Annotated in this window: 21 protein-coding genes; 8 read left to right on the forward strand and 13 right to left on the reverse strand. The window is 68.0% G+C overall.

Features of this window, described 5'->3' with window-relative positions:
* The gene (locus MPLG2_RS08720) at positions 1–1038 is read left to right on the forward strand and encodes a glutathione S-transferase family protein (RefSeq protein WP_105185788.1); all 1038 of its coding nucleotides are present in this window, start codon (positions 1–3) and stop codon (positions 1036–1038) included.
* A gap of 116 nt (positions 1039–1154) precedes the next feature.
* Here the strand turns inward: MPLG2_RS08720 and MPLG2_RS08725 are convergent, their stop codons facing one another.
* The 9 genes from MPLG2_RS08725 to MPLG2_RS08765 form a co-directional block, all read right to left on the reverse strand.
* On the reverse strand, positions 1155–1415 hold the full coding sequence (locus tag MPLG2_RS08725) for a hypothetical protein (RefSeq protein ID WP_231935924.1): 261 nt from the start codon (positions 1413–1415) through the stop codon (positions 1155–1157).
* A gap of 93 nt (positions 1416–1508) precedes the next feature.
* On the reverse strand, positions 1509–2528 hold the full coding sequence (locus MPLG2_RS08730; RefSeq protein ID WP_105185789.1) for a 1-aminocyclopropane-1-carboxylate deaminase: 1020 nt from the start codon (positions 2526–2528) through the stop codon (positions 1509–1511).
* Positions 2529–2550: 22 nt separating this feature from the next.
* Positions 2551–3243: an LmeA family phospholipid-binding protein gene (locus MPLG2_RS08735; RefSeq protein ID WP_105185790.1), complete on the reverse strand. Its 693-nt coding sequence runs from the start codon at positions 3241–3243 to the stop codon at positions 2551–2553.
* Between the two features lie 3 nt (positions 3244–3246).
* Positions 3247–3984: a 4-hydroxy-tetrahydrodipicolinate reductase gene (gene dapB, locus MPLG2_RS08740; RefSeq protein WP_105185791.1), complete on the reverse strand. Its 738-nt coding sequence runs from the start codon at positions 3982–3984 to the stop codon at positions 3247–3249.
* A gap of 38 nt (positions 3985–4022) precedes the next feature.
* Complete coding sequence (locus tag MPLG2_RS08745; RefSeq protein ID WP_231935926.1) at positions 4023–4241, reverse strand: hypothetical protein; 219 nt, start codon at positions 4239–4241, stop codon at positions 4023–4025.
* Between the two features lie 124 nt (positions 4242–4365).
* Positions 4366–5316, reverse strand: a complete 951-nt coding sequence (locus MPLG2_RS08750) for a ribose-phosphate diphosphokinase (RefSeq protein WP_105185792.1) — start codon at positions 5314–5316, stop codon at positions 4366–4368.
* A gap of 91 nt (positions 5317–5407) precedes the next feature.
* Positions 5408–7603 carry a polyribonucleotide nucleotidyltransferase gene (locus MPLG2_RS08755; protein WP_105185793.1) on the reverse strand — a complete coding sequence of 732 codons (2196 nt, stop codon included), beginning with the start codon at positions 7601–7603 and terminating at the stop codon, positions 5408–5410.
* Positions 7604–7853: 250 nt separating this feature from the next.
* Entirely contained in the window at positions 7854–8117 is a 264-nt protein-coding gene (rpsO, locus tag MPLG2_RS08760) for a 30S ribosomal protein S15 (protein ID WP_105185794.1), read from the reverse strand.
* A gap of 135 nt (positions 8118–8252) precedes the next feature.
* Entirely contained in the window at positions 8253–8927 is a 675-nt protein-coding gene (locus MPLG2_RS08765) for a hypothetical protein (protein WP_158681000.1), read from the reverse strand.
* A gap of 146 nt (positions 8928–9073) precedes the next feature.
* Between MPLG2_RS08765 and MPLG2_RS08770 the strand changes: the two genes are divergently transcribed.
* The 3 genes from MPLG2_RS08770 to MPLG2_RS08780 all read left to right on the forward strand — a co-directional run bounded on the left by MPLG2_RS08770 (position 9074) and on the right by MPLG2_RS08780 (position 13700).
* On the forward strand, positions 9074–9247 hold the full coding sequence (locus MPLG2_RS08770) for a hypothetical protein (RefSeq protein ID WP_158681002.1): 174 nt from the start codon (positions 9074–9076) through the stop codon (positions 9245–9247).
* A 120-nt stretch (positions 9248–9367) separates the two neighbouring features.
* Entirely contained in the window at positions 9368–11509 is a 2142-nt protein-coding gene (locus MPLG2_RS08775) for a FlgD immunoglobulin-like domain containing protein (RefSeq protein WP_105185797.1), read from the forward strand.
* A gap of 55 nt (positions 11510–11564) precedes the next feature.
* Positions 11565–13700: a FlgD immunoglobulin-like domain containing protein gene (locus tag MPLG2_RS08780; RefSeq protein WP_105185798.1), complete on the forward strand. Its 2136-nt coding sequence runs from the start codon at positions 11565–11567 to the stop codon at positions 13698–13700.
* 80 nt (positions 13701–13780) lie between these two features.
* Here MPLG2_RS08780 and ahcY read toward each other — a convergent pair whose 3' ends face one another.
* Positions 13781–15196 carry an adenosylhomocysteinase gene (ahcY, locus tag MPLG2_RS08785; protein WP_105185799.1) on the reverse strand — a complete coding sequence of 472 codons (1416 nt, stop codon included), beginning with the start codon at positions 15194–15196 and terminating at the stop codon, positions 13781–13783.
* Between the two features lie 127 nt (positions 15197–15323).
* Here ahcY and MPLG2_RS08790 point away from each other — a divergent pair, with 127 nt between their 5' ends.
* From MPLG2_RS08790 to MPLG2_RS08800, 3 genes are read left to right on the forward strand one after another with little or no spacing between them, the layout of a single operon-like run.
* Entirely contained in the window at positions 15324–16448 is a 1125-nt protein-coding gene (locus MPLG2_RS08790) for an NAD(P) transhydrogenase subunit alpha (RefSeq protein WP_105185800.1), read from the forward strand.
* A gap of 28 nt (positions 16449–16476) precedes the next feature.
* A complete protein-coding gene (locus MPLG2_RS08795; protein WP_105185801.1) occupies positions 16477–16788 on the forward strand; it encodes an NAD(P) transhydrogenase subunit alpha in 312 nt (103 codons plus the stop codon).
* A 5-nt stretch (positions 16789–16793) separates the two neighbouring features.
* Positions 16794–18173, forward strand: coding sequence for an NAD(P)(+) transhydrogenase (Re/Si-specific) subunit beta (locus MPLG2_RS08800; protein ID WP_105185802.1), 1380 nt, complete (start codon positions 16794–16796; stop codon positions 18171–18173).
* Positions 18174–18188: 15 nt separating this feature from the next.
* On the opposite strand, the gene MPLG2_RS08805 is transcribed toward MPLG2_RS08800, so the two are convergent.
* Entirely contained in the window at positions 18189–18929 is a 741-nt protein-coding gene (locus tag MPLG2_RS08805; protein ID WP_105185803.1) for an LppX_LprAFG lipoprotein, read from the reverse strand.
* 264 nt (positions 18930–19193) lie between these two features.
* Here MPLG2_RS08805 and MPLG2_RS08810 point away from each other — a divergent pair, with 264 nt between their 5' ends.
* Entirely contained in the window at positions 19194–19688 is a 495-nt protein-coding gene (locus tag MPLG2_RS08810; RefSeq protein WP_158681004.1) for a GNAT family N-acetyltransferase, read from the forward strand.
* 9 nt (positions 19689–19697) lie between these two features.
* On the opposite strand, the gene MPLG2_RS08815 is transcribed toward MPLG2_RS08810, so the two are convergent.
* Both MPLG2_RS08815 and MPLG2_RS08820 read right to left on the reverse strand, forming a co-directional pair.
* Complete coding sequence (locus MPLG2_RS08815) at positions 19698–20198, reverse strand: hypothetical protein (protein WP_105185805.1); 501 nt, start codon at positions 20196–20198, stop codon at positions 19698–19700.
* 41 nt (positions 20199–20239) lie between these two features.
* On the reverse strand, positions 20240–21163 hold the full coding sequence (locus tag MPLG2_RS08820) for a bifunctional riboflavin kinase/FAD synthetase (protein WP_231935928.1): 924 nt from the start codon (positions 21161–21163) through the stop codon (positions 20240–20242).
* Between the last annotated feature and the right edge of the window lie 11 nt (positions 21164–21174).

The raw sequence follows: 21174 nt of genomic DNA on the forward strand, positions 1-21174 counted from the left end.
ATGACCCACGAGGCGACCGAGCACGGCAAAGGCGGGGTGTACTCCAGCAAGGGCAAGGAGTTCACCCGCGACACCCGCTACATCAATGACCGAATCGTGGCCCACCCCACCGCACCCGATGAGTGGCCGGTCGAACCGGGTCGGTACCGGTTGATCGCCGCTCGCGCCTGTCCGTGGGCGAACCGCAGTCTGATCGTCCGGCGCCTGCTGGGGCTCGAGGACGCGCTGTCGGTGGGCATGCCCGAGCCCACCCATGACGCCGATTCGTGGACGTTCGGGCTCGACCCCGGCGGCGTCGACCCGGTCTTGGGCATTCACAAGCTCAAGGACGCGTTTCTGGCGCGTTTTCCGGACTATTCGCGCGGCATCACCGTGCCGGCGATCGTCGAGGTGTCCTCCGGCAAGGTGGTCACCAACGACTTCGCCCAGATCACCGAGGACTTCGCCACCCAGTGGACGGCGTTCCAGCGCGAGGGTGCCCCTGACCTGTGGCCCGCCGAACGGCTCGACGAGCTGCGCGAGGTGATGCAGCGCATCTACACCGAGGTCAACAACGGCGTCTACCGGTGCGGCTTCGCCGGCAGCCAGGACGCCTACGACGCGGCGTACGAACGACTGTGGACGGCGCTGGACTGGCTTGAGCAACGGCTCACCGACCGGCGCTACCTGATGGGCGAGTCGATCACCGAGGCCGACGTGCGGCTGTTCACCACGCTGGTGCGCTTCGACCCCGTGTACCACGGGCACTTCAAGTGCAACCGCAACAAGCTCACCGAAATGCCGGCCCTGTGGGGGTATGCCCGCGACCTGTACCAGACCCCCGGCTTCGGCGACACCGTCGACTTCGTGCAGATCAAGCAGCACTACTACATCGTGCACACCGACCTGAACCCGCTGGGCATCGTGCCGGACGGCCCCGACCTGTCGGGCTGGTTGACCCCCCACGGCCGCGAAGCCCTGGGTGGGCGCCCGTTCGGCGACGGCACTCCCCCGGGCCCGGTGCGTGCCGGCGAGGAAGTGCCGAACCCCCTGGTCTGAGGACGAGTGCCTGTCGAGACCCAATCGCTGGTCGAGCTTGTCGAGACCCCGACCGGGTGCGGCACGGCGCCGGTCACCGAGAGATCCCGGCGTCCGCCGGGATGACGAACCAGACGTCAGGCGACGCCGCCGAAGCGATCCAGCGCGCGCAGCTTGTTCGTGACCCGGTAGGACGCCCCGAACAGCTCGCGCTGCTGCATGCCGGTCAGGTACAGCACCGCCTCACGCAGCGTCTTGGACGGGATCGTGCCAGTGTTGATGCACACCCCGCCGATCATCTGCTTGCGATCGACGATGGCCAGCCGGTGGCCGAGTTTGGCGGCTGCGATGGCGGCCCCGGTGGCCGCCGGGGCCGCTGCCCACCACGAGCGGGTCATAGTCGTACTTCATGGGCGCCTCCGTAGGTGCGGCTGCCGCGATTATGTGCCCCGACTAGCCCGGACGGCAATCGTTTCGAACGGCAGTCGGGCTCAGTTCCAGAGTCGGTGATAGGCGTTGATGGCCGGTTGGCCGCCCAGGTGCGCGTACAGCACGGTGCTGTCGCGGCCGATGTCGCCCGAGCGCACCAGGTCGATCAGGCCGGCCAGCGACTTGCCCTCATAGACGGGGTCGGTGATCATCGCCTCCAGTTGGGCGCCCAGAGCGATGGCGTTCATGGTCGACTCGACCGGAATGCCGTAGAACTCGCCGGCCCACCCTTCGAGCACGGTGATCTCGTCGTCGCGCAGGTCACGGCCGAGCTCGATCAGCTCGGCGGTGTTGCGGGCGATGCGCGCCACCTGCTCGCGGGTGGTGTCGAGCGTGGCCGAGGCGTCGACGCCCAGCACCCGGCGCCGCACGCCGGTGAGTTCTTCCAACGCCGCAAAGCCGGCGATCATGCCGGCGTGGGTCGAGCCGGTGACGGTGCAGACCACGATGGTGTCGAAGTGCACACCGAGCCGCTTCTCCTGCTCGGCCACCTCGAAGGCCCAATTGGCGAAGCCGAGCCCGCCCAACGGGTGTTCGGACGCCCCCGCCGGAATCGGGTAAGGACGTCCTCCGGCCTTTTCGACCTCGTCGATCGCCTGCTTCCACGAGTCACGAATGCCGATGTCGAACCCGGCCGGGTCGAGTCGCGAGTCGGCGCCCATCATGCGCGAGAGCAGAATGTTGCCGACCTTGTCGTTCAACGGGTCGTCCCAGGGCACCCATTTCTCTTGCACCAGGCGGCACTTCAGCCCCAGGTGCGCCGCCACCGCGGCCACCTGGCGGGTGTGGTTGCTCTGATAGCCGCCGATCGACACCAGGGTGTCGGCGCCGGAGGCCAGCACGTCCGGCACGATGTACTCGAGCTTGCGCACCTTGTTGCCGCCGAACGCCAGACCACTGCTGACGTCTTCGCGCTTGGCCCAGACCTGCGCCCCGCCCAGGTGCTGGCTGAGCCGCTTGAGGTGGTGCACCGGGCTGGGCCCGAAGGTGAGCGGGTAGCGGGGAAAGTCTGCGATGGGCATGGACGGCTCCGGTTCGTGGTGGTCAGCGTTTGATCGGTACGTCGGTGGCGGTGAGGTCGGCGACCAGGCCGTCGTCGGCGACCCTGATCGCGGTCACCGTCACCTGGTCGTCGGCGGCCAGGCTGATGGGTTTGACCACCCGCTCGATGATCTGCTGCGACACGTTCTGGTCGATGTCGATACCCGCCACGTCGATGCGTGACTGCTCCAGATCGATCTGTTGGGCGGCCACGTCGAGCACGGGCACCGCCGAAATGCCGATCTCGAGGTTGGTCAGGCCAAGAATGTCGACGCTGTAGGTGACCAGCACGCGTCCGTCGCCGCCGCTCGAGATGGGCAGCCCTGCGATGTCGCTCAGCGCCGCAAAGCCCAAAGTGCCGTTGAGCGCCAGATCGCCGACCACCGCCTCGCTGGTGCTGATCAGCCGAATGTTGCCGGCCCGGTAGGTGATCGACTTCACGGTCACCTTGCGCTGCTCGAACGGCACCACCGCGGACGCCGCCGTGCCCGACACGTCGACGAACCTGCCCTGGGCCAGCGCGGCCAGCACCGAGCCGCCGCCCAGCGTCATGGTGGGCTGTTCGAGATCGAGATCGACGGTGGTGAGCGCCTGCTGCGCCTGTGACTGTACGTAGGCGCGCACACCGAATTCGGCGCCGACCAGCAGGGCCGCAATGACGCCCAGAACGATGAGTACCTTGCCGAAGCGTTGCATTGGTCACTCCAGCCCGAGAACCGACTCGATGCCGACGGTCAGCCCCGGCAGGCCGCGCACGGCCCTCACGGCGGCCAGCACGCCGGGCATGTACGAGGCCCGCGTGAACGAGTTGTGCACGATGTTGAGCGCCTCGCCCTCGTTGCCGAACAGCACCTGCTGGTTGGCGAACAGCCCCCGCTGCCGCACCGCGTGCACGTGAATGCCGTCGACGCTCGCCCCCCGCGCGTGATCGGGGTCGGTGGTGGTGGCGTCGGGAACCGGGTCGAGGCCGGCGCTCGCGCGGGCCGCCGCGATGCGGGTGGCGGTGTTGAGTGCGGTGCCCGAAGGGGCGTCCACCTTGTTGGGGTGATGCAGTTCGATCACCTCGACCGACTCATAGAACGGGGCCGCCAGTTCGGCGAACCGCATCATCAACACACCGCCGATGGAGAAGTTCGGAGCGACCAGCACCTGGGCCTTCGGGTGTGGCGCCATCGCGGCGCGAACGGCGTCGAGTTTCGCCCCGTCGAAGCCGGACGTGCCGACCACCACGGCGATGCCGCGTTGCAGGCACCAGTCGATGTTGCCGAGCACCGCGTCGGGGTGGGTGAAGTCGACCACCACGTCTGCGTTCTCGACTGCGGCCCGATCGTCACCGACGTCGACAGCGGCGACCAGGTGCAGGTCGTCGGTGGCTTCGACGGCCCGGACGACCTCTGCCCCCATGCGTCCGCGCGCTCCGAAGACGGCTACCTTCATCGTTCCTCCTGCGTGCCACGGGCTGGGTGCGGCCCAGCTTATCGAGGCCCTTCAGACGTAGGGGTCAGCCGGCCGGTTGCGGCGCGGGCTCTGTAAGCGTCGTGGGTGAGGTCTTCGTGACGGTCGGACGACACTCCCAGCCGCACGCCGATCCGCGCGATCAGCGCGATCGGGGCGTTCACCACCAGCAGCCATTCCCACCGAAAAGCGGCCAGCGCCGTGCCGCCCAGTACGGGGCCGAGAATGAACAAGCTCATGCCGACGACCATGCTGCTGGCTGGCCTGCGACTGCAGGCCTCCTCAGTTGATTGAGCCTGTCGAATCTGATTGAGCCTGTCGAAATCCCTCGCGCGGGTGTCGCGACAAGCTCGACCAGCGTGACTACGGCGCGTCGAACAGTGACGAGATCGACTCGCCGCTGTTGATGCGCCTAACGGCCTCGGCGAACAGCGGCGCCACCGACAGTACGGTGAGCTTCTCCAGACCGGCGGCCGCGCGCGGCGGCACGGTGTTGGTGCAGACGATCTCTTTGAGATCACGCTGGGCGTTCAACCGCTCGACCGCCGGGCCGGTGAACAGACCGTGTACGCACGCTGCGCTGATCGAGTTCACGCCCACCTCGCGCAGCTTGTCGAACAGTTCCACCAGTGAGCCGCCGGTGGCGATCTCGTCGTCGAGCACGATCACGTCCTTGCCGGCCACGTCGCCCACGATCGAGTCGATCACCACCCGGTCGTCCGACAGCCGTCGCTTGGCGCCCGCCGCCACCGGCAGGTCGAGCAGCCGGGCGAAGTGGTTGGCCTCTTTGACGTTGCCGAAGTCGGGCGACACCACCACGGCGTTGCTCAGGTCACCGTTGTGGCGAAAGTGCTCGGCCAGCACGTGGTTGGCGCTGAGGTGATCGACCGGCATCTCGAACATGCCGTGCACCTGCGGGCTGTGCAGCGCCATGGTGACCACCCGCTGGGCACCGGCCTTGTGCAGCAGGTCGGCCACCAGCCGGGCGCCGATCGAGATGCGGGGGGCGTCCTTCTTGTCACTGCGCGCGTACGCGTAGTGCGGCATCACGACGGTCAGGTGGCCGGCGGACGCGCCCCGGGCCGCGTCCAGCATCAGCAGTAGCTCGACCAGGTTCTCCTGCACCGGGGGCACCAGCGGCTGCACGATGAACACGTCACGCTTGCGGCAGTTGCCGTCCAAGTGCACCTGCAGGCAGTCGTTGCTGAACCGGGTGGTCTGCGAGGGCGCGAGCTCGATGCCGAGCAGGTCGCACACCTCGGTGGCGAACTCGCGGTGGGCCGAACCTGAGAACACGGTGATGTCGTCGGTCACGAGCGGGAAGCCTAGCGGAGGCTCCGTGAACCGAAGGAACCGTCCCCCACGGTTCAGGGGACGGTTCCTTGGGTTCAGCAGCTGTGGACGATCAGGCGTCGGCCTTTTCTTCGACCACCGGAATAAGCGACAGCTTGCCGCGATCGTCGATGTCAGAGATCTCGACCTGGATCTTCTGGCCGACGCTCACCACGTCTTCGACGTTCTCGACGCGGTTGCCGTTGTTCAGCGCCCGCAGCTTGGTGACGTGCAGCAGGCCGTCCTTGCCGGGCAGCAGCGACACGAACGCACCGAAGTTCATCACCTTGACGACCGTGCCGAGGTAGCGCTCGCCCTTCTCGGGCATGGTCGGGTTGGCGATCGCGTTGATCATGGCCCGAGCGGCGTCCGCCGACTCACCGTTGTCGGCACCGATGTAGATGGTGCCGTCGTCCTCGATCGAGATGTTGGCGCCGGTGTCGTCCTGGATCTGGTTGATCATCTTGCCCTTGGGGCCGATCACCTCACCGATCTTGTCGACCGGGATCTTGATGCTGATGATCCGCGGCGCGAACGGCGACATCTCGTCGGGCACGTCGATGGCCTCACCCATCACGTCGAGCAGGGTGTGCCGCGCCTCGCGGGCCTGCAGCAGCGCACCGGCCAGCACGTCGGCGGGAATGCCGTCGAGCTTGGTGTCGAGCTGCAGCGCGGTGACGAAGTCACGGGTGCCGGCGACCTTGAAGTCCATGTCGCCCAGCGCGTCCTCGGCACCCAGGATGTCGGTGAGCGCGACGTAGCGCATCTGGCCGTCGATCTCGTCGCTCATCAGGCCCATCGCGATGCCGGCGACCGGCGCCTTCAGCGGCACGCCCGCGTTCAGCAGCGACAGGGTGGACGCACACACCGAACCCATCGAGGTGGAGCCGTTGGAGCCGAGCGCCTCGGACACCTGACGGATCGCGTAGGGGAACTCCTCGCGCTTGGGCAGCACCGGCACCAGGGCACGCTCGGCGAGCGCTCCGTGGCCGATCTCACGCCGCTTCGGCGACCCGACCCGGCCGGTCTCACCGGTGGAGTAGGGCGGGAAGTTGTAGTTGTGCATGTAGCGCTTGGTGGTCTCGGGCGCCAGCGAGTCGATCTTCTGCTCCATGTCGAGCATGTTCAGCGTGGTGACGCCCAGAATCTGGGTCTCGCCGCGCATGAACAGCGCCGAACCGTGCACCCGGGGGATGACCCCGACCTCAGCGCTCAGCGTGCGAATGTCGCGCAGCCCGCGGCCGTCGATGCGCACCTCCTCGGTGAGCGTCTTGCGGCGCACGACCTTCTTGGTGAGCGCGCGGTAGGCGCCGGTGATCTCTTTCTCACGGCCTTCGAACTGGCCGTCGAGTTCGGTGTGCAGGTCGGCGAGCAGGTTCTCGGTCGACACCTCGCGCTCGTGCTTGCCCACGATGGTCATCACCTTGGTCAGCCGCTCGGTGGCGGCGGCCGAGACGGCCTCGAACACGTCCGGCTGGTAGTCCAGGAACACCGGGTAGCTGCCGACGCTCTTGGGGAACTTGGCGGCCAGTTCGACCTGCGCATCGCACAGCGCCTTGATGAACGGCTTGGCGGCCTCGAGGCCCTGGGCCACGATCTCTTCGGTCGGGGCGACGCGGCCGGAGCGAACCAGATCCCAGGTCTGCTCGGTCGACTCGGCCTCGACCATCATGATCGCGACGTCGCCGTCAGCCAGCACGCGGCCGGCCACCACCATGTCGAAGGTGGCGTCCTCGAGTTGCGCCACGGTGGGGAAGCCGACCCAGTCGTTGCCGATCAGGGCGACGCGCACGCCGCCGACGGGGCCGGTGAACGGCAGGCCGGCCAGGGTGGTGGACGCCGAGCCGGCGTTGATGGCCAGCACGTCGTAGAGCACGTCGGGGTTGAGCGCCATGACGGTGATGACGACCTGGACCTCGTTGCGCAGCCCCTTCACGAAGCACGGCCGCAGCGGACGGTCGGTGAGCCGGCAGGCGAGAATCGCGGCCTCGCCGGGCCGTCCTTCACGACGGAAGAACGAGCCGGGAATGCGTCCCGCGGCGTACATGCGCTCTTCGACGTCGACGGTCAGGGGGAAGAAGTCGACACCGTCGCGCGGGTTGTTCGACGCGGTGGTGGCCGAGAGCAGCATGGTGTCGCCGTCGAGGTAGACAGAGGCGCAACCGTTGGCCTGGCGGGCCAGCAGGCCCGACTCGAAGCGGACGACGTGCTTGCCATGGGTGCCGTTGTCGATGACGGCTTCGGTGTACTGCAGATCAGGTCCCTCCACGGGGACTCCTTTCGGGTTACCCACCGCTGCGGCGACACGTCCGAACTTCGGCGATTTGAACCCGGTCTTCGATCGAGGCCCGCGGGGTTCTCGACCCGAAAGCCACTACCGAGGACCGAGGATTCACGTGCGATCGCGCGGTGGACGGTGGATGTTTGCTGTTCAGTTGTTCGGTTGGACGGCTCGTCGCCGAGCGCGTCCGGCCGGGAGAGCGTTCAGGGGAGCGGCATGAGCCACTCCCCTGTCGAAGTCAGCGACGCAGGCCGAGCCGCGCGATCAGTTCGCGGTAGTGCTCGATGTCTTGCTTCGCGACGTAGTTCAGCAGCCGGCGACGCTGGCCGACCAGCAGCATCAGGCCGCGGCGGCTGTGGTGGTCGCCCTTGTGCACCTTGAGGTGTTCGGTCAGGTGCGCGATGCGGCGGGTGAGCAGAGCGATCTGCACGTCCGGCGAACCCGTGTCACCCGGCTTGGTGGCGAATTCTTGGATGGTCTTCTTCTTCAGATCAGCGTCCATGAAGGCTGCTGCTCTCCTCTCGGTTTCCCGTTGCGCGGCGCACCCCTGCCGGTGGCACGATGTCGAATGAGATCGCTGGGCTGCTCTGACGAGTCCGCGGGCGTCCTGACGCCAACAACGAAGCTTACCGCAGGCTCAGGAGTAGCCAAAACCGCCCGATGCGGGCGGGTAGCCGGGCGGTGCGGGCGGGTAGCCCGGCGGCACCCGGCGACGGCTGTTACGCCAGTGCTGCACCATGCCCCAGCCCACGATCGCGGCCCCCACGATCGTCGAGAACCAGCCGAGCAGCGAGGTCGGTAGCGAGAACTCCGGGTCGCCGTCTTCTGCCACGAAGTTCAGCCCGAAGTACAGGCCGAGCACGTAGCCGATGACCAGAAACGTGAGCCCCAGCCAGGGCTGCGGACCCTCTTCTTCGACACCCAGCTGCGTGAACGCCGCCCAGGCCACGCCGAGCCACGAGATCACCACCCCCGCCCAGTACTGGTCGACCACGTAGATCAGCACCGCACCGATGGCCAGCCCGATGTAGAGCACCCACGCGTCTCGGCCGACCAGCAGGCTGCGGGCCGTCCGACGGGTGCCGGGCAGCACCAGCATGCCGAGCAGAATGAACACGGTGAACGCCACTGGGTAGAGCAGCACCAGCACGAAGGCCACCGGGCCGAAATCTTCGACCGGGCCCTGGTAGGTGAAGCCGTAGGCGTCGAGCCACTCGGCCCCGACCAACAACATCTGCACGACCGTGTTCACCGCGAACAGCAGACCTGCCCGTAGAAACCCGCCAACTCCTGATGTGCCCCCGCCGCTCATTCGGCCATGGTAGGCGAACCGGCCGGGCACGCCCCTGGGCGCTCGTCTGAAAGATCTCGACCGTTCGGTGTCGCAACGCTGACCGGCACCGACGACCGGGCACTGGCGCGGACGCCCTGTGGCTGGCCGAACTCGACGTGCTGGCCGTGCCGCTGGTCGCCTGTCACCCCTACCACGCGGCGCGCGACGAACTGCTGCGCCGGCTGGGCCGCGTCGACGAGGCCGAAGCCGCCAACCGCACCGCCCTGAGCTTGACCAGTGACCAGGCCAAACAGCGGCCACTGCACGAGCGATTTGATAGGGAGCAAGATCACGCCTGATTGGGCACCACCACCGATGCCGAATCGTGCACAAACTTCTTGAACCGTCTTACCGAAAGTACGCAATAGGCACGGTTAGGCTGACACCGCAGTCGTTCCCCAGACCAGCGCGGAGTTGCCATGAAACCCAACACGTACCGTCGAATGTTGGCAGTGGTCACCACGTGGCTGGCGGTCGGCACATTACTGAGCGCCGTCACGGCGCAGTCGCCCCAGGCTGCCCCCGCCACGGCACCCGTGCTGACCAGACCGCTGCCCACCGAGCCCGACGACTACGACGTGCTCGCCGCCACCGGTGACTGGATCTGGGCCTCACTGCCGTCTGACTCCCACGAGCACAGCAGCCTGTCGAAGGACGGCGGGCGCACCTGGACCCACCACGTCCAGATGCCTTCCGAAGGGGGCTGGTACGCCGCCGGGGCCGGCCGGCTCGCCTTCTTCGGAACCGACGAAGACGCATTCTCTGGACCGGCCTACTTCTACCCCACTGAGCTCACCAGCAGCGGCTGGGGCGAGTTCTGGAAAATCTCGGTCATGGGAACGAAAGCCACTTTGTCGACCGATCTTCATTTGGCTCGAGCCGGTCAATCGTCAACGACAGCCACTTTCAGTGCTCTGCCGAAAAAGTTGAAGAATCCCAGTCATACCTATGCATTCACCGCCGATTCGGCTCACCTGGTGCGCATCACGACTACCGCCGGCTCGGCCGACTACGCATCGGTCTTCGACGTCAGAACGGCGAAAAGCCTGGGCCGGATCACCCTGCCCCGAACGTCCCAGCACCAGGTCAGCGGGTCGGCGCTGTACTCGCTGACCGCAACCAAGGCCGGGCTGAACCTGTGCCGGCAACCGCTGCCGTCCGGCAGCGCGACCTGTTCGACGGTCGTCGCCGGCGACCAGCGCAAGGCAGCGGCCACGCTGTACCAGTTCGGCGCCAACGCGATCGTGCGAACCCGGTCGAGCACGAGTCCCCTGCTGGTGGCGCCCGACGGCACCGTCACACCCGTCCGACTGCCCGCCGGCACGGCGACGTGGAAGCGTGACGGCACCGGCGATCCGCGCCGTCCGCTGCTGCGCACCGAAGACGCCGACGGCACTCCCCATCACGTGAGGGTCGCGGCCGACGGGAGCGTGTCGGAGTACCTGAAGGTGAAACAGGTGCCGATGCAGGTCAACGACCTGACCCTCGCACCGACCCGCGTCTTCGCAACGTTGTGGACCTGGCAGCCCGAGCGGTTCACGGGGGGTTGGGGGCCGCTGCCGCAGCAGTGGGCTCTGGACGACGGATCGATCGGGCCGGCGACCACGAGCCCGTTGGACGTGAGGCGGGTCTCGGGATCGCGCTGGATCGTGCAGGACAGCAGCGACCGCCAGTACCTCTACGACGCGGGCCGCAAGGGTGCGAGGGTCGGCGACGTCTACGACCTGAGCGGCCCGTACCTGTTGCATGAGAAGTCGGTGACCTTGATCTCGGGCAGGACGGTGGCAACCAAACGTGCCGAGGCGATCTTCGGAAGCCTGGTGGCCGAGCACGTGGACACCCCCAAGGGCCAGCAGGGCTATTGGGCGGCAATGCGCAACCTGGCCGACCCGTCGATGCGGCCGGTCACGGTCAAGGTGTCGCCCGACTCACGACTGTTCTCGTACCTACGGTTGTGGGGAGACTGGCTGGGCTCCACCGTCGAGCCGGGCAGTCTGCGACTGGTCAACTGGCGCACCGGCAAGGTGCTGAACCGGGTCGCCGACCTGGTGCACCTGGGCGACGGCTTCGCGGTGCTGAGTGACGACAACTACCGACTGTCGATTCTGAACCTGACCAGCGGAAAGACCACGGTGCTCGAGAAGGGCAGTCGATCGCTGGAGTTCTCGGCCTACGGCAACAGGCTCGCCTACCACGACGGCACCCGGCTGATCGTGCGCACGGTGCCGGGTTCCGGCCGTCCGCGGTTACTCGGAGTTCTGACCAGCGGCAAGACGACCAAGAAGTCGCCCTGGAAGGCGGCGATCGACCTCACCAAACCGCTGGCGGCGGGCACCATCGTGATTCGTGACGCCAAGGGCCGGGTGGTGCGCACGCTGGCCACGGCGGCGTCCGACACGGGCTCGCTGCGGGGTATCTCGTGGAGCGGTCGCGACACCACCGGCAGGCAACTCAAGGGCCGCTTCACCTGGGAGCTGGTCGCGGCAGCCACGGACGGCAGCGGCTACGCGGTCGCAGTCACCGGTGACGGCGCGGCGCGAGGCACCATCACCGCGGGCTGACCGGTTGCGCGGGCGGATTAGCCTGGCCGCACCCCCAGCAGAATCGGAGGGCCGCATGAGCATCGTCACTGCAGCCAAGACGGCTCTGGCTACGGTTGTCGCTGCTGCCGCGCTGAGCGCGTGCACCGGCACAAGTCCGGCGCCGACCGGCGACGCAGCACCGCCGCGCGACACGGCCGTGCTCTTCCAGGACGCGCTGCCCAGCGCCCCGGTCGACTTCACTGTGCTGGCCGCCACGCAGAACGTCATCTGGGCGTCGTTCAACGCCCCCGCCTCGATGTCGGGTGACCGCATCTCGCTCGACGGTGGCGGCACCTGGCAACGCGGCATCGGCCAGTCGTCGATCACCCGGGCCAGTGGCAGCAACGGACGGTTCGGCTATGCCGCGACCAATGACGAGCTCCCGATTCCCTACCTGATGAGCCCCACCGATCCGGCGGCGGCCAAAGCCCTGCGCTGGGACGACGACGGCTCGCGCTACCTGGCCGTCGGGGTCGGCGCTGCGCTGAGCAGCAACGGCACGCTGGCCACCGCCGACAGCCGCCGCACGGTGAAGTTCCCGACCCTGCCCAGCGGGCTGGTCTCGCCGAAGCACACGTACTCGTTCACCGGCGACGCGGCCCTGGCCGTGCGCATCACCACGACGAGCAGCGGCCACGACTACGCGGCCATGGTTGACGCGCGCACCGGCAAGAAGGCCGGAGTGCTCACCCTGCCCCGAACCGCCCAGCATCGGGTGCAGGGCTCTGACCTCTATTCGCTGAGCGCCGACGCCACCGGCCTCACCCTGTGCCGCCAGCCGCTGCCGTCGGGCGAGGCGGCGTGCCGACTCGTCGTCGCCGGTGATCGCTCGGGTACGAACCCGACGCTGTACCAGTGGGGCGCGCTTTCGGTGATCAAAGACCCCGCGGGCGCGCAGCCGCTGCTGGTCGAAGCCGGACGGGTCACCCCGATCGCGCTGCCCGAGGGCACCGCGTCGTGGCGCGGCGAGGGCAACGGCGACCCGACCCGTCCGCTGCTGCGCACCGTGGACGCGGCAGGCGAACCGCACCACGTGCGCGTCGGGTCGGACGGCTCGACCGCGGAATGGTTGACCGTTCCCCGCGTTCCCCAGACCCCGTTCTCGCTGGAGGTCACTCCCACCGCTGTGCTGGGCTCATGGAACGGCGCCAACCGGGTGTGGGTGCGCGCGATGGCCGACGGCCAACTGCAGCCGGCCACCTGGCTGCCCGGCCAGGGCGTCAGTGGCGCGTCCGGCTCGCGTTGGCTGATCTGGGGCGGCAAGGCGACCCGCACGCTCTACGACGCGGGCCAATCGGTGCGCACCGTGAAGGCGTCGGCGTTGAGCGGCCCGTACCTGGGGACCGAGTCGGGCGTTCAACACGCCGACGGACGACAGGTCAGCACGACACAGGCCCTGGCCCAGTTCGGCAGCCTGGTGGCCGAGAAGGCGCCACGCAGCGCCGGCACGGGATCACGGGTGTCGATCCGCGACCTCGCCGACGCCTCGGCCAAGCCGACCACGGTGCGGCTGTCGAAGGGCGACCTCTCCGGCAACGTGTATCTCTGGGGCGACTGGGTGGGGTCGTCGGACTGGAGCGACACGGGCGATCAGCAGGCGGTGCTGCGCAACCACCGCACCGGGGCGACCCGCGCCCACCAGGGCGCCCTGTGGCAGCTGGGCGACGGGTTCGCGGTTCTCGACCTGGGTAGTGAGTTGGCGGTCTGGAACTTCGGCACCGACGACGTCATCAAACTGGGCACCCCCTTCGAGCCCGGCGCCGTTGCCGCCTGGGGTGACCTGATCGTCTACACCACCCAGGCGGTCATTGTGGTCCGCCGGGTGCCCGGCGTGGGCACCAGCCAGCCTCGCCTGCTGGGTGCGGTGACCTCCGGCGACGCCACCCCCGAGTCGCCCTGGACGGCCGCGATCGACACCACCAAGCCCCTGGCGGCCGGCAATCTGACCATCACCGACAGCACCGGCCTGGTGGTGCGCACGCTACCCACGCCCGCCGCACCCGACGGCTCGCTGCGCGGCCTCAGCTGGGACGGCCTCGACGACGCCGGTCAGCCGCTACCGAAGGGCACCTACACCTGGACCCTCATCGCGTTCGCCGTCGACACCTCGGGCCAGGTGGTGAACGTCACCGGCACCGACGCCGCGACCGGCACCATCAAACGCCGATGATCGAGTCCATCAACCACAGCAGAAGGCACGACGGAGATTCCGGCGTGCGCCGGAATGACTGACAAGGGCCGGGCGGAGGGTCAGTATCGGTACGACTCGGCCTTGAAGGGGCCCTCGGCGTCAACGCCCAGGTATTCGGCCTGCTCCGGCGACAGCGTGGTCAGCTTGGCCCCCAGCGCGTCCAGGTGCAGCCGGGCGACCTCTTCGTCCAACTCCTTGGGCAGCGTGTAGACGCCCACCGGATACTGCTCGGGCTTGGTGTACAGCTCGATCTGGGCCAGCACCTGGTTGGTGAACGAGTTGCTCATCACGAAGCTCGGGTGCCCGGTGGCGTTGCCGAGGTTCAGCAGCCGGCCCTCGCTGAGCACGAGAATCGAGTGGCCGTCGGCGAAGGTCCAGCGGTCGACCTGCGGCTTGATCACGGTGCGCTGCACGCCCGGGTACGCTTCCAGCCCGGCCATGTCGATCTCGTTGTCGAAGTGCCCGATGTTGCCCACGATCGCCAGGTGCTTCATCTTCGCCATCTGGTCGGCGGTCACCACGTCGCGGTTGCCGGTGCAGGTGATCACGATGTCGGCCACGTTCAGCACGTCGTCGAGCACCGCGACCTGGTAGCCGTCCATGGCCGCCTGCAGCGCGCAGATCGGGTCGATCTCGGTGACGATCACCCGCGCGCCCTGCCCGGCCAGAGCCTCGGCGGCACCCTTGCCCACGTCGCCGTAGCCGCACACCACGGCGGTCTTGCCGCCGATCAGCACATCGGTGCCGCGGTTGATGCCGTCGATCAGCGAGTGCCTGATGCCGTACTTGTTGTCGAACTTGCTCTTGGTGACAGAGTCGTTGACGTTGATGGCGGGGAACAGCAGCGCCCCCTGTTTGGCCATCTCGTACAGCCGGTGCACGCCGGTGGTGGTCTCTTCGGTGACGCCCAGCAGCGAGTTCGAGATGCCCACCCAGTCGAGGCTCGAGTCGCGCAGTTGTTGCAGCACCACGCCGTACTCGGTCGAATCGGACGCCGCGGTGGCCGGCACCACACCCGCCTTGGCGAACTCGACACCCTTGTGCACCAGCAGCGTGGCGTCGCCGCCGTCGTCCAGAATCATGTTGGGCTTGCGGTCGCCCCAGTCGAGGATCTGCTCGGTGCAGGCCCAGTACTCGCCCAGCGTCTCGCCCTTCCAGGCGAACACCGGCACGCCCTGAGGGTCGTCGGGGGTGCCGTCGGGGCCCACCACGATCGCGGCGGCGGCATGGTCTTGGGTGGAGAAGATGTTGCACGACGCCCAGCGCACCTCGGCGCCCAGCGCCACCAGGGTTTCGATCAGCACCGCCGTCTGCACGGTCATGTGCAGTGACCCGGCGATGCGCGCACCGGCCAGCGGCTTGGAGTCGCCGTAGCGCTCGCGCATGGCCATCAGGCCGGGCATCTCGTGTTCGGCCAGAGCGATCTCTTTGCGCCCGAAGTCGGCCAGGTTCAGGTCAGCAACGCGGTAATCCACCGCAGCAGCCTAATCGGTCGCGTGCATCGCTTCGTCCACGCCTGCCAATCGGCCAGTCCACCTGACAAGGCGGCCTCGGCGGGGTTGGATGGACGAGACAGTCAGTCATGAAAGAGAGAGCGGGTTCATGAGCTTCGTGCTCGGCATTCCGGCCGGCGCCGATCCAGCCGAACGGCGCACCCCGATCGTGCCCGATGTGGCCACCAAACTGCGGGCGCTGGGTGCCTCGCTGCTGATTCAGCGGGGCGCCACCGCGAAGGCTCATATCACCGAGCACGACCTGGGCGAGGTCACGTTCGTCGACACCACAAAAGAGGTGATGGCCGGCTCTGACGTGGTGTGGACGATCGGGCCGCCGACGGCCGAGGCCATCGCGGCGCTGCGGCCCGGCACAACCCTGATCGGCACCCTGGCCCCCTACGCGGACGCCGACCGGGTGCGCGCCCTGGCGGCGGGCGGGGTGAACGCGTTCGCCATGGAGCTGCTCCCCCGCATCTCACGCGCCCAGTCGATGGACATTCTGTCGTCGCAGGGCGCCGCGGCCGGTTACCAGTGCGCGTTGATCGCGGCTGCCCGGGCGCCCAAGTTCTTTCCGATGCTCACCTACGCGGCCGGCACCGTGCGGCCGGCGCGGGTGCTGGTGATCGGCGCCGGCGTGGCCGGTCTGCAGGCCATTGCGACCGCCAAGCGGCTGGGTGCGATCGTCGAGGGGTACGACGTGCGTCCAGAGACCCGTGAGCAGATCGAGTCGCTGGGCGCCAAGTTCGTCGACACCGGCGTCAGCGCGGTCGGCGAGGGCGGCTACGCCCGTGAACTCACCGAGGCCGAGAAGGGTGCGCAAGAGGCCAAACTGGGCAAGGCGATCGCCCAGTGCGACGTGCTGATCACCACCGCCGCCGTTCCGGGCAAGAAGGCGCCGCAGATCGTCAGCGAAATGATGGTGAACGCCATGCGCCGGGGTGCCGTGGTGGTCGACATGGCCGCCGAACAGGGCGGCAACGTGTTCGGCACCGTGGCGGGCAGCGAGGTGCGGGTGGGCCCCGCCCATGTGGTTGGGCCGGTGAACCTGCCCAGCCGAATGCCGGTGCACGCCTCAGAGATGATCGCCAAGAACCTGCTGAACTTCGTGACCCCGATGGTGGTCGACGGCGCGATCAGAATCGACACCTCCGACGAGGTGGTCGCGGGCACCGCACTCACCCTCGACGGGGCTGCCGTGCACCCGCAGGTGAAACAGGTGCTGGGCTTGTGACTAGCGGTTTGACTAGGAGAATCGTGCGATGACCGACGTGTTGTACCTCTACATCTTCATGCTGGCGGCCTTCACCGGCTACGAGGTGATCTCGCGGGTGCCGGTGATTCTGCACACGCCGCTGATGTCGGGGTCGAACTTCATTCACGGCGTGGTGCTGGTGGGCGCCATGTACGCGCTGGGCCACGCCACCACCCCGCTGCAGATCGCGCTCGGCTTTCTGGCCGTGCTGCTCGGCGCAGCCAACGCCGCCGGCGGCTACGTGGTCACCGAACGCATGCTGGCCATGTTCGCGCCGAAGACGAAGAAGAAACTTCCCGCCGGCGAGCAGGGGGCCTGAGCGCGATGCAATGGATCGTCGACGGGGTCTACCTCGCGGTGGCGGTGCTGTTCATCGTCGGCCTGAAGGCCATGTCGTCGCCGGCGAAGGCCCGGCGCGGCATCACCTGGGCGGGCGTCGGCATGGTGCTGGCCACGCTGGTCACGTTTCTGGTGCCCGACATGCAGAACATGGCGCTGATCGTGGTGGCGATCGTGCTGGGCGGCGGTGTGGCGTGGTGGGCCGGCCGGGTGGTCAAGATGACCGACATGCCGCAGATGGTCGCCATCTACAACGGCATGGGTGGCGGCGCGGCGGCGCTGATCGCCGCGGTCGAGTTCGCCCGTGGTGAGGTACACGGCCCGGTGGTCGCCACGTTGGCCGTGCTGGGCTCGCTGATCGGCTCGGTGGCGTTCAGCGGTTCGGTGATCGCCTTTCTGAAGCTGCAGGGCATCATGAACAAGGCGTTCCGGCTACCCGCACAGAACCTGGTGAACATCGCCCTGGGCGTGGCGGCGATCGGGCTCGGAGCCTGGATCGTCACCTCGTCGGTGGGCGCCGGTACCGCCAACGCCTGGCTGCTCGTGCTGTTCTTCGTGCTGGCGCTGGTGCTGGGCGCGGTGCTGACCAGCCCGATCGGCGGCGCCGACATGCCCGTGGTGATCTCGCTGCTCAACGCGTTCACCGGCCTGGCGGTCGGCTTCGAGGGTTACGTGCTGGGCAACCCGACGCTGATCATCGCGGGCATCGTCGTGGGCGCGTCCGGCACCCTGCTCACCCAACTGATGGCCAAGGCCATGAACCGGCCGATTCTGAACGTGCTGTTCACCCCGATCACCGGCGAGGCGCAGGCCGGCGGGGCCATCGAGGGCCGCATGAAAGAGATGAGCGCCACCGACGCCGCCGCCCTGATGCGCTACTCCGAGAAGGTGATCGTCATTCCCGGCTACGGCATGGCCGTCGCCGGCGCACAGCACAAGGTGTGGGAAATGGCGAAGCTGCTCGAAGACGAGGGCGTCGAGGTGAAGTTCGCGATCCATCCGGTGGCCGGGCGCATGCCCGGGCACATGAACGTGCTGCTGGCCGAGGCCGGCGTTCCGTACGAGAAGATCTTCGATCTCGACGAGATCAACGCCGAATTTCCGCAGACCGACGTGGCCCTGGTGATCGGCGCCAACGACGTGGTGAACCCGGTCGCCCGCACCGACAAGTCGTCCCCCATCTATGGCATGCCGATTCTGGACGCCGACAAGGCCCGCAACTGCATCGTGATCAAGCGCGGACGTGGCGCGGGCTACTCGGGCATCGAGAACGCCCTGTTCTACGCCGACAACACCTCGATGTTGTACGGCAGCGCGCAGCAGGCGGTGGCCGACGTCATCGCCCAGCTCAAAGAACTGGGCTGAGCCGCCGAGCAGGTCTCAGCTGGGCATTTCGGTGAATTCGGTGGGTGCCTTGATGGTCACCGGCTCGTTGAACTTGCTCATCGTGGCCTCGGTGGTGATCTTGCCCATCTCGGTGACGGCCTTGAGCATGCGGCCCTCGCTGTCGAGCCACGCGTCGTAGGTCATCGTCTTGGCGGCGCTGGCGCTGGCCATAGAGCCACCGATCTTCTCCAGGTTCATGGTGACCCGGTAGTGGTCGGCCGGGGTGCCGCTCACGTCTTCGCTGCCGACCAGCACGATCTTCTCGAACGCGTCCTTGTTGTTGGTGAGCACGCTCATCTGATCGCCGCTGGAGCCGCTCATCGAACTGGCGGCCCCGGCCGGCATCTTCACCCAGCCGTCACCCATCATGCCCTTCACGAAGTAGTCACCGCCCACGACGATCATCTCGACGGGCTTGCCGGCGATGGTCATGGTCAGGTGCTGGTTGGGCGGGGTCACGCCGGCGTCGATGTCGCCGGTGGTGGTGAGCTTGCCCTCACCCGCGCCGCTCACCGTCATCTCGACGTGGTAGGTCTTCATCGACGCCATACCGGCGCTGACCTTGGCCAGAAAGTCGTCGACGCTCACCTCTGAGCCGGCAGCGGGGGCCGACGCGGGGGCCGACGCGGGCGCGGACTGGCCGGCGGACTGGCCGGCAGAGGGCGCGGGCGACGAACAGCCGGCGAAGGCGAGCAGAGCGATGGTGGCGGCGGCGAGGGCGGGCTTGACGAACACGGGTGGCCTTTCGATGACGGGCGGAACTGGGCTGACCAGCCGAACCGGGGGTGACCGAGCGTCCGGTCAGTCTAGACGAATGCCGGTGTCGCGCCTGCAAGGGTGTAGCCGAGAGGGCTCGGAGGACTAGCATGAGAGCGCCCACCCCCGGTCGGCCTGAGCGCAGTCAGGCGGCCTTGGGCTTGAGCCCGTGTGGCACAGTGATGATTCGCGGCCGACGACGGCCAGCAGATGAGAGCAACACCTCGACGAGCGGAGGTACCGATGACGGAGCCCATTCAGGTGCGGCTGTGCACAGAGGACGACCTGCCGGCCCTCAGCCGACGAGAACCGCACCAGAATGCGCGCTACGCCCAAGGTCACTTCGATCGACAAGTCGACGGCGATTATCTGTTCGCGCTCGCGGTGCGCGGCGACGACTATCTCGGCAGCAGCGTGCTCGACTGCCGCAGCGACAACCTGCTGCAGCCCGAACTCAAGAGCCTGTGGGTGTACCCCGAGTTCCGGCGCCACGGCGCGGCGCGGGCGCTGACCCGCTTTCTCGAAGACCAGGCCATCGACCTGGGTTTCGACGAGATCTTCTTGAGGGTCGATCCGCAGAACGAGGCGGCCATCCCGATGTACATCTCCCTCGACTACACCCCCACCGGCGACCACAAGCTCACCACGTACAACTACGTCGACGGGCTGGGCAACACCCACGCGCGCGAAGAGATGGACGCCATCTACCGCAAGTCGTTGCGCCTTCTGCGGCTGTAGGAGCCGCGATCAGTCGGCTTGATCGAGCCCAACGGCCAGCACGCTCACCCGGCCACGGTTCCAGTCGAGATCGAGCACCACGTTGCTGTGCTCGGTGTGATAGTTCGACACCCATACCTTCTGGGTGATCGCGGTGGCTGCCAGATAGCCCAGATCGCCGACCTGGCGGCCCCGCACCTGCAGGGTGGTGCCGTCGGCGAAACAGATGCGGGCCAAGCCCCGAGCGGGCCCCGGACGCACCGCGCGCAGCGGCACGCTGCGGCGCGTCACGTTGCCCAGCCGGTGCAGCAGAATCTGCACCGGGGCGAGCCCGAAGTCCTGCTCGACCCGGCGACCGAGTTCGGCGAGCTCGAGGGCGTCCGGCTCGGTCAGCTCCAGCGGCGGCAGCGGGGCGAAGCGATCGAAGCGCGAGGCGTCCGCACGGCGCGACGGGTCGGGTTTGCGGCGAAAGAACATGACGGTGGACGCCATGAGCGCACCCACGACGGCCAGGGCGACCAGCCACGTCATACAGCAACTGTGCGCTTCCAGCGGGGTCGATGCAAGACCCCTCAGGACCCAAGAATCTCGTGGCAGCGGCGCACGTCGTCCCGCATCTGGACGATCAGCGAATCGATGCCCTCGAAGCGCACCTGACCGCGGATCCGGTCGACGAAGTCCACCGCGATCGGTGCCCCGTACAGTTCCAGGTCGGTACGGCCCAGCACATACGACTCCACCCTGCGCTCGAGGCCGTCGAAGGTGGGGTTGGTGCCCACCGAAACCGCCGCGGGCCAGGGCTCCGGTTCGGCCCCGGACGGCAGTGGTTCGCCGTGCGCACCGCGGCCGTCCAGACGGGTCAGCCAGCCCGCGTAGACCCCGTCGGCGGGACAGGCGAGCAGTTGCGGCACCGGCAGGTTGGCGGTCGGGAACCCGAGCTCGCGCCCGCGGTGGTCACCGTGCGCGACCAGCCCGCTGAACCGGAACGGGCGGCCCAGGTGCTTCGCGGCGTGCGCGACGTCGCCCTCGGCCAGCGCCTGTCGGATCACCGTCGAGCAGGTCTCTTCGTCGCCGAACCGCACCAGCCGCAGGCCCTCGACCTCGAAGCGTCCCTGCCCCAGCTCGCGCAGGGTCTGGACGTTGCCGGCGGCCCGGTGACCGAACCGGAAGTTCTCGCCCACCACGATCAGCACTGGATGCAGCGGCAGCAGCACCTCGTCGACGAACTCGGCGGGGGTGTGGGTGGCGAACTCGGGGGTGAAGTGGATCACCTCCACACGGTCGGCACCGGCCTGCTGGAGCAACTCGATGCGCTGGTCCAGCCCGGTGAGCAGCATCGGCCCGAGCGCAGGACGCAGCACGCTGATCGGGTGCGGCCAGAACGTGACCACCACCAGCGGCAGGTCCGGCCGACGGGCGTGCGCCTCGGCAAGCACTTCGACGTGACCCGGGTGCACGCCATCGAAGTTGCCGATGACCACCACGGTTTCGCTCACGGTGGATCACC

The organism is Micropruina glycogenica (assembly GCF_900289045.1).
Classification (GTDB): Bacteria; Actinomycetota; Actinomycetes; order Propionibacteriales; family Propionibacteriaceae; genus Micropruina; species Micropruina glycogenica.

Excerpts from the sequence above, each read along its gene's own strand:
- MPLG2_RS08790 (WP_105185800.1), top strand. The coding sequence starts at position 15,324 with ATGAGCTTCGTGCTCGGCATTCCGGCCGGCGCCGATCCAGCCGAACGG.
- MPLG2_RS08800 (WP_105185802.1), top strand. The coding sequence starts at position 16,794 with ATGCAATGGATCGTCGACGGGGTCTACCTCGCGGTGGCGGTGCTGTTC.
- MPLG2_RS08745 (WP_231935926.1), bottom strand. The coding sequence starts at position 4,241 with ATGAGCTTGTTCATTCTCGGCCCCGTACTGGGCGGCACGGCGCTGGCC.
- rpsO (WP_105185794.1), bottom strand. The coding sequence starts at position 8,117 with ATGGACGCTGATCTGAAGAAGAAGACCATCCAAGAATTCGCCACCAAG.
- MPLG2_RS08815 (WP_105185805.1), bottom strand. The coding sequence starts at position 20,198 with ATGACGTGGCTGGTCGCCCTGGCCGTCGTGGGTGCGCTCATGGCGTCC.
- MPLG2_RS08720 (WP_105185788.1), top strand. The coding sequence starts at position 1 with ATGACCCACGAGGCGACCGAGCACGGCAAAGGCGGGGTGTACTCCAGC.
- MPLG2_RS08730 (WP_105185789.1), bottom strand. The coding sequence starts at position 2,528 with ATGCCCATCGCAGACTTTCCCCGCTACCCGCTCACCTTCGGGCCCAGC.
- MPLG2_RS08725 (WP_231935924.1), bottom strand. The coding sequence starts at position 1,415 with ATGACCCGCTCGTGGTGGGCAGCGGCCCCGGCGGCCACCGGGGCCGCC.
- MPLG2_RS08735 (WP_105185790.1), bottom strand. The coding sequence starts at position 3,243 with ATGCAACGCTTCGGCAAGGTACTCATCGTTCTGGGCGTCATTGCGGCC.
- MPLG2_RS08765 (WP_158681000.1), bottom strand. The coding sequence starts at position 8,927 with ATGAGCGGCGGGGGCACATCAGGAGTTGGCGGGTTTCTACGGGCAGGT.
- MPLG2_RS08810 (WP_158681004.1), top strand. The coding sequence starts at position 19,194 with ATGACGGAGCCCATTCAGGTGCGGCTGTGCACAGAGGACGACCTGCCG.
- dapB (WP_105185791.1), bottom strand. The coding sequence starts at position 3,984 with ATGAAGGTAGCCGTCTTCGGAGCGCGCGGACGCATGGGGGCAGAGGTC.
- MPLG2_RS08775 (WP_105185797.1), top strand. The coding sequence starts at position 9,368 with ATGAAACCCAACACGTACCGTCGAATGTTGGCAGTGGTCACCACGTGG.
- MPLG2_RS08780 (WP_105185798.1), top strand. The coding sequence starts at position 11,565 with ATGAGCATCGTCACTGCAGCCAAGACGGCTCTGGCTACGGTTGTCGCT.
- MPLG2_RS08795 (WP_105185801.1), top strand. The coding sequence starts at position 16,477 with ATGACCGACGTGTTGTACCTCTACATCTTCATGCTGGCGGCCTTCACC.